The 12,436-nt window shown below is 46.6% G+C and carries 7 protein-coding genes; 6 read left to right on the top strand and 1 reads right to left on the bottom strand.

Annotated features, from left to right (window positions below; all coding sequences use genetic code 11):
* The first annotated feature begins 135 nt into the window (after positions 1-135).
* Together NST38_RS10945 and NST38_RS10950 are read left to right on the top strand one after the other, a co-directional pair.
* Positions 136-1,995, top strand: coding sequence for an adenine deaminase (locus tag NST38_RS10945; RefSeq protein WP_076249865.1), 1,860 nt, complete (start codon positions 136-138; stop codon positions 1,993-1,995).
* A gap of 385 nt (positions 1,996-2,380) precedes the next feature.
* On the top strand, positions 2,381-3,301 hold the full coding sequence (locus NST38_RS10950; RefSeq protein WP_076249864.1) for a hypothetical protein: 921 nt from the start codon (positions 2,381-2,383) through the stop codon (positions 3,299-3,301).
* A 166-nt stretch (positions 3,302-3,467) separates the two neighbouring features.
* Here NST38_RS10950 and NST38_RS10955 read toward each other — a convergent pair whose 3' ends face one another.
* Positions 3,468-4,388, bottom strand: a complete 921-nt coding sequence (locus NST38_RS10955) for an AraC family transcriptional regulator (protein WP_076249863.1) — start codon at positions 4,386-4,388, stop codon at positions 3,468-3,470.
* A 172-nt stretch (positions 4,389-4,560) separates the two neighbouring features.
* Here NST38_RS10955 and yicI point away from each other — a divergent pair, with 172 nt between their 5' ends.
* The 4 genes from yicI to NST38_RS10975 all read left to right on the top strand — a co-directional run bounded on the left by yicI (position 4,561) and on the right by NST38_RS10975 (position 12,320).
* Positions 4,561-6,879: an alpha-xylosidase gene (gene yicI / locus NST38_RS10960; RefSeq protein ID WP_076249862.1), complete on the top strand. Its 2,319-nt coding sequence runs from the start codon at positions 4,561-4,563 to the stop codon at positions 6,877-6,879.
* Between the two features lie 75 nt (positions 6,880-6,954).
* Complete coding sequence (locus tag NST38_RS10965; RefSeq protein WP_076249861.1) at positions 6,955-7,965, top strand: phosphotransferase family protein; 1,011 nt, start codon at positions 6,955-6,957, stop codon at positions 7,963-7,965.
* Positions 7,966-7,984: 19 nt separating this feature from the next.
* A complete protein-coding gene (locus tag NST38_RS10970) occupies positions 7,985-10,936 on the top strand; it encodes a glycoside hydrolase family 3 C-terminal domain-containing protein (protein WP_076249860.1) in 2,952 nt (983 codons plus the stop codon).
* Between the two features lie 82 nt (positions 10,937-11,018).
* Positions 11,019-12,320 (top strand): MFS transporter, encoded by a 1,302-nt coding sequence (locus NST38_RS10975; RefSeq protein ID WP_076249859.1) that lies wholly within the window; start codon positions 11,019-11,021, stop codon positions 12,318-12,320.
* Positions 12,321-12,436 lie beyond the last annotated feature (116 nt).

The raw sequence follows: 12,436 nt of genomic DNA on the forward strand, positions 1-12,436 counted from the left end.
GGTCCCGTGGATAAAAATGACTTGATAATTTGTATTCAAGGACAATGGATGTGATTTTTCTTTACACATGAGGTCCGGACTCATATAATCGTAACAATATATTTTTTTGGATCGTTTATTAAAGGAGGCAACAAAATGAACAAATCATCTTTTGAACGGCCACTTATGGCCGATTGTGTACCTGATCTGGTCGCTACAGCACGGGGAGATTTGCCAGCGACTTTGGTCATTCGGGGAGGTACGCTGGTAAACGTGATATCGGGTGAGATTTTGCCTGAGATGTCCATAGCTGTACAGGGAGCTCGAATCGCTTATGTCGGTAAAGATGTAAGCCACACCATCGGAGAACATACCCGGATCATTGAAGCAAACGGTAAGTATATCGCTCCTGGTCTGTTGGATGGACACTGCCATATCGAAAGTACACAGATGAAAGTAACCGAGTTTGCGAGAGCGGTATTGCCTTCAGGCACGACCGGAGGTTTCTTTGACCCACATGAGATCTCCAACGTGCTTGGTCTGAAAGGTCTGAGACTAATGCTAGATGAAGCACGGACCACACCGATGGCAGCTTATATGCAGGTGGCTTCCTGTGTGCCTTCCACGCATCCAGGATTGGAGACAACAGGTGCTTATATCGGGCCTGAAGAGGTAGCTGAGGCTCTTTCCTGGGGTCCGGACATGATTGGTCTTGGTGAAGTGATGAACTTCCCTGGAGTGGTCTATGGGGATGAGACGATGATTGGTGAGATACAGGCAACGCTCCGGGCAGGTAAAATGGCAGACGGTCATTTCACCTGGGCTGCAGATGACTGGCGTCTGCCAGCCTACGCAGCGAGTGGTGTTACAGGGGATCATGAATGTGTGACCAAGGAAGATGTGGTTGAACGTCTGCGACTCGGGATGTACGCGAAGATGCGCCAAGGTTCAGCATGGCATGATGTGGCTGAGACGATCAAAGCCTGCACTGAGCTTGGTCTGGATACACGCCGGATGATGCTGGTGACTGATGATCGAAGCTCTGAATCGCTGCTCAAAGAAGGACATATGGATTTTGTTGTTCGTCTCGCAATCTCCCAAGGGGTGAAGCCGGTCACGGCTTTCCAGATGGCAACCATTAATACGGCTGAGCGTTTCGGTGTTGCGCGCGACATTGGAGCGATTATTCCAGGCAATATAGCCGATATTATTCTGCTGGACGGCCGGTTGGCGGATGTACGTGTGGGCATGACGATTGCTGCCGGGCAAGTTGTAGCTGAGAACGGGAAAATGACGGCGGTCTGGGACAGCTTCACGTACCCTGAGGAAGCGCTGAACACGGTGAAGTTAGAAGCTAATATTCAGCCGGAAGATCTGGAGTTGGCTGCACCGATTGTAGAGGGGACGATTGGTGCCAAAATCATTCATGTGACAGAGAACCATGTGGATACAAAGGAGAAACACTTGCCTGTTACCGTAGAGAACGGCAAGGTTGTGGTTTCAACTTCAGGGGAAGTATGCAAAATTTCTGTATTGGAGCGTCACAAACAAACCGGGAATCGAGCGGTAGCGCTTGTTGGAGGCATCGGCTTCAAATCACCTGCAGCGATTGCGATGACAGTTGCTCATGATAGTCACAACCTGTTGATTATCGGTAATGATGATGCGCTAATGGCTGAAGCCGGTAATCGCGTCATTCGTATGCAGGGCGGGGTCGCCGTGGTAACGGCGGCAGGTGTAACCGAATTCCCGCTAAGGATTGCAGGTTTGATGTCAACCGAGCCATTCGAAGTCGTTGCAGCCCAATCGGCAGCAATCAGTGAAGCTTTACAGTCCGCAGGATGTACGTTGAATAATGCGTTCATGACGCTTTCGTTATTGGCGCTGGTTGTGATTCCAGAATTACGTTTGTCTGACAAGGGGCTTGTGCGGATCTCGGCAGAAGGTATTGAACTGGTGTCTCTTTTCGATGAAGTGGTTGACAACACACCTGTAGCTCCATCGGGTAATGAATGAACGGAAATGTCGACAAGACATCATTAAATAGGGTTCCATATAAAGCCGCCTTAGGGCGGTTTTTTGGTGTATTTTGAGAGAAAGCGCTTTCTAGGTCTTCTGTAGCTTGGTGTACATATGGCAATAATGACTGAAGTCATGCTGGAATAAGGATTGAATTTGAAAATAATAAATAATTGTGACTTTTGAACTATACATACAGAACTACGAATTCCCGAAATATAGTTATATGATTCTTTCGTCGTAAGTCTTAAAGATGATATTGCATATAAAAGCAAACCAAATTCGTCGTACCTAATAAGTATCCATTAAATGAATATGAAACGACACAATTTCATCCAGATTTGCACGTCAGAGCTGATAACTTCAGAGGGAGTGTACAAATATGAAAAGCAAAAGGGGTTACCGTTTTATCGTATTACTGAGTTGTTTGATCCTGTGTGCGAGTACAGCCTGTTCTTCCAAAGCCATAGCGGATGGTTCAGTCGACAGTTATGCAACGATTCATGGAAAACTTGATGTGCCAGTAAGAGCGACTTGGGTATGGGATACCACCCAGATCCGAAGTACTCCTCAAGAAGTGTTAAATTACGCTACAGCGAACAAAATCAATACGATCTATCTGCAGATGAACCGGGATATAAAGATTCCTGAGTATAAAAGTTTTATCCGCCAGGCGAGAGCCAAGAACATTGCGGTTGACGTCATGGATGGAAGATCAGCGTGGGGATTGACGGAAAGTCGGGAGCAGATTGCATCTTTCCTGGACTGGATCGAGGCATATCAGGCGCAGGCGTTGTCCAATGAGAAATTTGCTGGTATTCATCTGGATATTGAGCCACATGTGCACCCTCAGTGGAAAATCAATCAGGCCAGTGTAATTACCCAGTGGCAAGGCAATGTGGAGTATATTGTTGAGCGAGCATCACGGCTGAAGATGCCGGTAGCGGCTGATCTGCCTTTCTGGCTCGATAACTACAAAATTCCGGGTTCCACGATGGCCGTAAGCAGCTGGATGATTCGCAAGTTTGATTCCATCACCATTATGGCTTACCGCGATACAGCTGCTGCAATCTATAGTGTAGCGAAGGATGAACTTGCAGAAGCAGCTCTGCTCGGCAAGACGATCTCAATCGCCGTGGAAACAAAGCAAAGCAAGGAAGGCGACTTCATTACTTTTTATGAAGAGGGATCTGCTTATATGGAAGCACAATTAAAGTTGGTCGAAAAAATGGCTTCAGTACATGCGTCCTTTAACGGTTTCTCCGTACATGAGTACATTTCATGGAAGACGCTAAAAAAGTAAGACACTGTTAAGTTTCAAAGCGTAAGGCTGATAGCAGCCAATGAGATGATTTCTAACTGAGCCAATGTGGCTCAGATCAGATCGTTACCTCACTCGTTAGCAGGAAAGTTGATGAAGAAGATAAAGAAGGTGCTTGCAGCTGAATAGCTGTGAGCACCTTCTTCTTTTACACCTGAACTAGGGCAGACTCCATTCCTACGTTCTCATAGAACATTTTGCGATACTGTGAAGGTGTGGTGGCTTTATGCTTTTTGAATGTAGTGATAAAGTAGCTTAGATGCTCAAAACCCACATCCATGGCGATATCAACAATTTTGTGATCCGTATTCTCAAGCTGAACGCAGGCCTGCTGAACACGGTAATAGTTAATGTAATCAACTGGGGTTTTCTGCACCATCTGTTTGAAGAAACGACAGAAGTGCCCTTCACTCATATTGGCCTCATCAGCAAGTTCTTTCAGTTTTAATGGTTCAGGATACCGTTTGTGAATATAACTGAGCACGGATTTCAGGCGCTCTACCTTGTCATGACTCCCTGTAGCCACAGTGCCTTTGAGCGGAGCAGGTCTCATATGTTCGAACATTCGGGCAAATATGAGGTACAGGTACGCTTTTGTTGACATTTCACACGTTTCGGTTCGGGTAGCATGGTCTGCAAATATGCGTTTCAGGAGATCCAGAATTTCTTGTCCCCAGTTCTCATCTGCCTTGATATGACTGGGGGGAATCACCGTTTTGCGTACCAGTGGACCGATGAATTTCTCTTGGACCGTATCGAAGGTACGGCTGCCAAGCAGTTCGGGATTAAATACAATGGAAGAGAATACGCAGGGCACATCGCCCTTCAGATACCCCGCATGAATCTCACCTCGATTGATGAAGATCGCTTCTCCAGCTTGAACCTCAACAGTGTTCATATCGATCTGAAAGACGGCGCAGCCCTGGGTCACCATGGTGAACTCCATCTCATCATGCCAGTGGCAATCGAGAATGCTATCCCCGTTCAGTTGTTGAATATCCGGGTACACACTGACTGGATACATGGCATTGCCGTGAATCCGGTCTTCCCGTAATCGTTCACGTTCCATATCAGATTCTCCTTTTGTATCATTATTAATGTAATCGTTTCCATAGATTGGTGATGATGTTCAAGAATCGGATGTTTATTATCAAAATCGTGATATATTTGGTCAAAATAAGAGAAGAAATTCGTTATTAATATCAATATTATTATAATATAACCAAAGGGGGAAAGAAAATATGAAATTTACTGATGGATTCTGGATGACTCGTGAAGGGTACCAGATTCAAAACCCGACTGACATTCGTGATATTGTGCAAAAAGATAATTCTTTGACCGTATATGCGGCAACTAAATATATTCGCAGCAAAGGCGACACGTTGAACGGTACATTGCTGAAAGCAACGTACAGCTCACCTATGCCAAACGTTATTCGTGTAACCTTGAATCATCATAAAGGCGGAGTGAAAAAAGGGCCTGTATTTGAGCTTAACACGCAAGATGCGAACGTTGACATCTCAAAAAATGAACAAGGCGCAGTTTTGAAAAGTGGCAACCTGGAAGTTCAAATCGACAAAACAAACGGTTGGGACGTTAGCTTCCTATATGGAGGAAAACGGATTACAGGTAGCGGTCAAAGAGCTGCCGGTTATATTACAGGTCCAAGCAAGGAAGCGTACTTCCGGGAGCAGCTTGATCTAGGTATTGGTGAATACGTTTACGGACTCGGTGAGCGCTTCACACCGTTTGTTAAGAATGGTCAAATCGTCGATACCTGGAATGAGGACGGCGGTACAAGCAGTGAGCAGTCCTATAAAAACATTCCGTTTTATTTGTCCAATAAAGGATATGGCGTATTTGTAAACCATCCTGAACGCGTATCGTATGAGATTGCATCCGAGAATGTATCTAAAGTTCAGTTCAGCGTAGAAGGCGAGACGTTGGAGTACTTCATTATCGGCGGTGACAATCCAAAGGATGTACTTGATAATTATACGAAATTAACAGGTAAACCGGCGCTTCCACCGGCATGGACTTTTGGTCTGTGGCTGACAACATCATTCACAACGGATTATGATGAAGCAACGGTTAATCATTTCGTAGATGGCATGGCTGAACGTGATCTTCCGCTGTCTGTATTCCATTTTGACTGCTTCTGGATGAAGGAATACCAATGGTCTGATTTTGTATGGGATGAAGCGATGTTCCCGGATCCGGAAGGCATGCTTGCACGTCTGAAAGAAAAGGGACTTAAAATCTGTGCTTGGATCAATCCATATATTGCAGAAAAATCCTACTTGTTCGATGAAGGTATGGAGAATGGTTATCTGGTTAAAACAGCCGATGGAAGCGTATGGCAATGGGATATGTGGCAAGCAGGTATGGCTCTGGTTGATTTCACGAATCCGGATGCTGTGAATTGGTATAAGAGCAAGCTGGAAGTCCTGCTGGATCAAGGTGTAGATTCCTTCAAGACCGACTTCGGCGAAAGAATTCCGACAGATGTTGTGTACTTCGATGGTTCTGATCCCGTTAAAATGCACAACTATTATACACAGCTCTATAACAAAGCTGTATTTGAATTGCTTGAAGAGAAGATTGGCAAAAACGAAGCTGCCCTGTTTGCACGCTCTGCAACAGCAGGTGGTCAACAGTTCCCGGTTCACTGGGGCGGTGACTGCTCTTCCACGTATGAATCCATGGCTGAATCACTTCGTGGTGGCCTCTCACTGGGGCTTTCCGGTTTCGGATTCTGGAGCCATGATATCAGTGGTTTTGAAAGCACAGCGAGCCCTGATGTCTACAAACGTTGGGTACAATTCGGACTGTTATCTTCACACAGTCGCCTGCACGGAAGCACTTCGTATCGTGTGCCTTGGCTGTTTGACGAGGAATCCGTGGACGTTGTTCGTGACTTTACCAAACTCAAAATCAGCCTGATGCCGTACCTGTACAATTCTGCGGTGGAGTCGACGGTAAAAGGTATTCCGATGATGCGCGCTATGCTGCTGGACTTCCCAGAGGACCCAACAACATACAGCCTGGATACGCAATACATGTTTGGCGATTCAATCCTGGTGGCTCCGATCTTCAACAAAGAGGGTGATGTTCGTTACTACCTGCCTGAAGGAACTTGGACGAACTATCTGACAGGAGCGAAAGTACAAGGTGGACGCTGGATCAGTGAAAACCATGACTTCAAAACACTGCCAATGATGGTTAAGCCAAACAGCCTGATCGCTGTGGGTGCGGTGGATAGCAAACCGGATTATGACTTTGCAAATGATGTGTCCTTGCACTTGTTCGAACTGGCTGATGGTCAAACGGCTCAAGCTGTTGTTGTGAACCAAGCAGCTGAACAGGAGCTGACAGTTAACGTTACACGTAATGGATCAGTGCTGGATGTTCGTGCTGAAGGTGCGGGCAAACCTTGGAACATCGTACTTCGCGGTATTGAAAGTGTATCCAGCGTTGAAGGTGGTTCCCAAGTGACTGGTGCAAATGGTGTTGTTGTTACGGCAGCAACAGGCGCAAGCACGCTTACAATCCAACTGTAAAATGTTATAGTAAAAGAAAAGGACGGTGCCGAAAGGTGCCGTCTGTTTGTCTACGATGATAGGAGATTGAATGAAATGAGTACAATGAATTCGGGTTTGCACTGCACGATATCAGCAGAGATGCTGCATCAACTGGTAGAAATTCATTTTGGAAGCGATACCAAAGTGAAGGAGTTTGGTCTCCTGCAAGGTGGACTTTTTAATACAACCTATCGGATTCACCTTGAACATACATCCTATACGGATGTGATTTTACGTTTGGCTCCAGAGCGGGGAGAGATGGCGGCTGGTTCTGCGAGTGATCCCCTATTTTCTTTTGAACGTACGATGATGGCGGCTGAACCGATTGTGTATGAATATTACCGTAAGGCAGGCATTCCTGCTCCCAACATTATCGCTTGTGATGACAGCGGATCGATCATTCCAAGAACGTACATGTTTATGGAGTTTATCCCGAGTAAGCAGCTGGATCACGCATCGATTTCAGATATAGACAAAGAGCGATTGTACCATCAGCTAGGCGCCTATACCGCCATCATGCATCAGGTCGAGGGTGCTTCGTTTGGTTGGCCGCAAGGGGACGGTTCAATTAAAGGCTCGGATCAATGGTCCGAGGTGCTGCACTCTTTTGCAGAAGAAACGGCACTTAAAGCGGCACAAGTCGATTATATGTCAGGTGTGGGAGAAGATATCGCTGCTATTTTCATCAAAAATAAAGACTTATTTGATCAAGTGACCCGCCCGGTACTCGTTCATAATGACCTCTGGGAAGCGAATGTACTTGTTCATCAGGAAAATGGCGAGCTGAACATTGCGGCCATCATTGACGGAGATCGTTCCATGTTTGCAGACAGGGAGTTTGAAGCCATATTGTCAACAGAATCAGCGGCTTTTCATGAAGGATATGATCGTCCACTGGACTCATCCGCTGAAGGACAGGCACGCAGGCTTGCCTATCGAATACTGTCTTCGTATTTTAATGCCTACGTTCATGAACATCAGGTTAATCAACCTGAAGATGGTCAGAAGTATCGCCAGCGCACGCTGGATTTACTGCAGCAATGGAAGCAACTTGGACTTAACTAATTCGCAGGGGGAATGAAGGATGAAGGAGTATCATCAATACCCGATGTGGGACGCGTCACTTTCACTTGAGGAAAGGTTGGATGACCTGATTGCACGATTGACAACGGAGGAGAAAATCCGACTAATTCCTACACGCGAAGCAGCTGTACCAAGACTGGGCATTCCAGCCTACAACGTTGGGGGCGAAGCTGCCCACGGGGTTGCTTGGAAAGGGGAGGCAACGGTATTTCCGCAACCGCTCGGTCTATCAAGTACCTGGAATACAAGGCTCATGCGGGAGATTGGTTCAGTCATTGGCGATGAAGCGAGGGCATACCATCACCGTAATCCTGAGGTTCACGGGTTAACATTGTGGGCACCAACGGTTGATCTGGAACGTGACCCACGCTGGGGCAGAACGGAAGAGGGATATGGCGAGGACCCGGTCCTCACGGGAGAAATGTCGGCGGCTCTCGTCAAAGGTATGCAGGGAAATGATCCTTTTTATCTGAAAATGGTCGCGACATTGAAACACTTTTTTGCCAATAATAATGAGAAAGATCGGCTGAATTGTTCATCCAGCATTGATCCGCGCAATCTGCGGGAATATTATTTGAAAGCATTTGAGACACCATTTGTGGAAGGTGGAGCCTTGTCCATGATGACAGCTTACAATTCTATCAATGGTACACCTGCCATTGAAAGTCCATATGTGAATGATGTGGTTAAGGGTGAGTGGGCGATGCCAGGTTTCATTGTATGTGATGGTGGAGACCTGTCACAGACGGTGAACTATCATGGTTATCACACCAGTCATGCCGAATCAGCAGCAGGTGCGTTGAAAGCAGGAGTGGATTGTCTTACAGATGAAGTTGATCTTGTTTTATCTGCTCTGGAGGAGGCTCTTGACCGGAATCTGTTGGAGATCGGTGATTTGGACCGAGCAATCCGCAACATCTTTGGTGTGCGGATGCGACTTGGACAACTCGATCAGTCCGGGCTCAATCCATATGCGTCTATTCCCGAGTCGGTATTATGTGCACCGGAACATGCCAAAGTTAGTTATCGTGCCGCCGCCGAATCGATTGTTTTGCTCCAAAATGATGGATTGCTTCCGTTGCAGCCAGAAGTGTTGCAGAAAATCAGTGTGATTGGACCACTTGCCGATGTTGTCTATACGGATTGGTACAGTGGCACACTGCCTTATCGAGTATCCGTCCTAGATGGATTGCGCAATCTCCTACCTGAAGCAGACGTGACCTATGTGGATGGGAATGACCGTATTCAGCTGAAGTCAACAAACGGTCAGGTTATAACCTTGGGTGTGGAAGGTACACTCGTCGCTATACCGGAAGTCAGTGCACCTACTGCCGCCGAATTTGAACATCAGGATTGGGGTTGGGGAAGTCATACGCTGAGAAGTGTAAACAATAATCGATACGTTAGTTTAACCGAGCAAGGCATATATCAGGCAAACGCACCGGAGATTGGTGGCTGGTTTGTGAAGGAAGTTGTTCGTATAGATCCTCTAACGGATGGAAGTAACACCTTGCGGACGTGGAACGGTATCCCTGTTGGACTGAGCGAATATCAGGGACAATCTGCTGTATCACCACTCCGGCCACAAGGAGAACAAACTACAGCTACAGGTACAAATCCGAATGATGTTGGTGACTCTGGACACGCAATTCAATCACCAGGTAATACACAGAGACTTTCTGCATTCAATATTGATATTGTGAAACGCGGAATACAACAAGCCGTAGAAGCTGCACGTGGCAGTCAGGCATCTGTCGTTGTTGTTGGCAACAGCCCATATATAAACGGCAAAGAAGAAATTGACCGCCCAAGTCTGCTGCTTCCGCCGAGTCAGGTCGAGCTTGTCAAAGCCGTGTGTGAAGCCAATCCCAATACAGTGGTTGTCATTATGGGCAGTTATCCATTTGCCTTGCAGGAGTTGAAAGGTATTGCCCGCGCAATCGTTTATATGACACATGCAGGTCAGGAATTGGGGAACGCGCTTGCAGATGTGCTGTTAGGTCATTATGCCCCGGCAGGCAGATTAAATATGACATGGTATGAAGACGAATCACAGCTTCCTGACATGATGGATTATGACATCATTCAGAATGGCATGACCTATATGTATCATGAAGGACCAGTTCAATATGCATTTGGTCATGGTCTGACCTATTCGGAATTCGGATATGAAGCGATTCGTGTAAGTCGCAGTGCTCCGGATGAATCCACCACCACAGATCAATTAAAGATTGAAGTGGAGGTACACAATACAGGGGAGCGTGACAGTGATGAAGTTGTTCAGATCTATGGATCTTCACATACCTCCCGAGTGAAACGTGCTCAGAAGCAACTGCTTGCTTTCCGTCGTGTTCATGTCAAAGCAGGGACGTGTGTCACGATAAGTTTCGAAGTCCCTGTTCAGAAGCTGGCGCTATGGGATGTTACCCGAGATCGATACTGCGTGGAGACCGCGACCTGGGCCATCCTGGCAGGGCGTTCTTCCACAGATATACGTCAGTCGGCTGATATTGAAATTGAAGGTGAGATGATTCCCGATCGTCCGCTGCACTTGCTTACCTTTGCCGAGAATTACGATGCTTGTGCAGGTGTTCTACTGGATGAATGTCTGGAAGGACGTTCGGCAGTTCGGGCAATCACTCCGGAGGAACCTTTATATCGAGAGGGTCAGTCGTCTTGGATCTCTTTTAACCATAATGCTGTTCAGGAAGTACAAGGATTTGAAGCCAGAGTGGCAGCTTTTGGGGAAGAGGGCAGACTGGAGATTCGTTCCGGAGGACTGGAGGGTGAACTGCTCGGTGTGTATGAAGTTTCTGGACCTGGAGGCAGTGTGAATGGGAAAGATATCAAGTGGACAACAGTTCAGTGTTCGCTCGAGGAGCCGCATAAGGTGAATGAGCTATATATTGTCTTCAAAGGTGGAGCAGCGTTACGGCACTTTAGATTGTTGTAGTTGTAGCATGTCCTGAATAATCAACCTCCGAAACAAGCACAATAATGCTGTTGTGTGTAGAATCTGTAAAGGTGGTTGTGGTATGAACGATAAAAAGTGGGACCTCGTCGCACTTGCTTCCATCCCTTTAATTATGACCTTGGGTAATTCCATGCTAATACCGATCCTGCCACAGATTGAACGTGAGTTGAAGGTATCTGCATTTAAGGTCAGTATGCTCATTACAGTCTACGCTGTAGTTGCCATCCTGCTTATTCCTCTTGCAGGGTACTTGTCGGATCGTTTTGGCAGAAAAGCAGTTATCATTCCCAGCCTCGTTATTGCAGCTGTCGGAGGTGCTGTCGCTGGTGTGGCAGCATGGATGCTGAACGGAAACATAGCCTACTGGACCATTCTGGGTGGCAGGTTATTGCAGGGAATAGGTGCTGCCGGCGCATTTCCTATTGTTATCCCGTTGGTTGGGGACATGTTTAATGATGAGAACGAAGTAAGCAAAAGTCTGGGTATCATTGAGACCTCGAATACGTTTGGTAAAGTCATAAGTCCGATTCTGGGTGCAGCGCTGGCAGTCTGGTTGTGGTATGCGCCATTCATGGCTATTCCTATCCTTTGTGTGCTTTCGCTGGTTCTTGTTATTTTCCTGGTGAAGACTCCCCGGAAAAAAGAAAAGCCTCCCACCTTTCCTGAATTTGTAGCATCCATTCGTGACGTATTAAAAGAAAAGGGACGCTGGTTGTATGCGTTGTTTGCAATCGGCGGTATTTGCATGTTTGTCATCTTTGGTGTGTTATATTATCTATCCGAAACGCTGGAGAGCGAATTTGCCCTGAAAGGTGTACTTAAAGGACTTGTCCTTGCGATTCCGCTGGCAGCGTTATGTTTGTCTTCTTTCTTGGCAGGGAAGTGGATTGGGAAGAACAAAACGCGAATGAAATGGCTTGGCTTTGCAGGACTTGCGCTTCTGACGGTATCCCTTGGCGTTATAGGTTTATTCGATAATATCTATGTTGTAGTAGGTCTTTTCACATTGGGGAGTGCCGGAATAGGTGCAACGTTACCATGTCTGGATGCCTTGATTACAGAAGGCGTGGACAAAAAACAGCGGGGCACAATCACGGCTCTGTTCAGCAGCATGCGATTCATTGGGGTATCTCTCGGTCCACCTGTCGTTTCTTTGTTGATCGGTTCTCATCATTTCCTGCTTTTTGGTGTGCTCGCTGCGTCTGGCGCAGTGGGCGGATTGCTCACCTTATTTGCAGTTAAGCCGGATAAGGGAGATCAACCTACTTCAGGAAGCAAGCAGAAACAGGATGAAACATCTATAGATGTGATCGAGACGAGTAGAGGGTATGTTTCCATAGGTCGCAAGAAAAGTCCATTTTAGATAGACGGTGCTGTATGCTGCGTTCATTTCCATGCTGTCTTAAGTTTAACATCCAGATCTGTTCAAAAAAAACGCGTTTACGCCTAAGAAAGCGGATGAATTTGCTTTCTCGGTGT

Source organism: Paenibacillus sp. FSL H8-0104 (genome assembly GCF_038050215.1).
Taxonomy (GTDB): domain Bacteria; phylum Bacillota; class Bacilli; order Paenibacillales; family Paenibacillaceae; genus Paenibacillus; species Paenibacillus amylolyticus.

Coding starts and splice junctions, on each gene's coding strand:
- NST38_RS10950 (WP_076249864.1), top strand. CDS start 2,381: ATGAAAAGCAAAAGGGGTTACCGTTTTATCGTATTACTGAGTTGTTTG.
- NST38_RS10945 (WP_076249865.1), top strand. CDS start 136: ATGAACAAATCATCTTTTGAACGGCCACTTATGGCCGATTGTGTACCT.
- NST38_RS10975 (WP_076249859.1), top strand. CDS start 11,019: ATGAACGATAAAAAGTGGGACCTCGTCGCACTTGCTTCCATCCCTTTA.
- yicI (WP_076249862.1), top strand. CDS start 4,561: ATGAAATTTACTGATGGATTCTGGATGACTCGTGAAGGGTACCAGATT.
- NST38_RS10970 (WP_076249860.1), top strand. CDS start 7,985: ATGAAGGAGTATCATCAATACCCGATGTGGGACGCGTCACTTTCACTT.
- NST38_RS10955 (WP_076249863.1), bottom strand. CDS start 4,388: ATGGAACGTGAACGATTACGGGAAGACCGGATTCACGGCAATGCCATG.
- NST38_RS10965 (WP_076249861.1), top strand. CDS start 6,955: ATGAGTACAATGAATTCGGGTTTGCACTGCACGATATCAGCAGAGATG.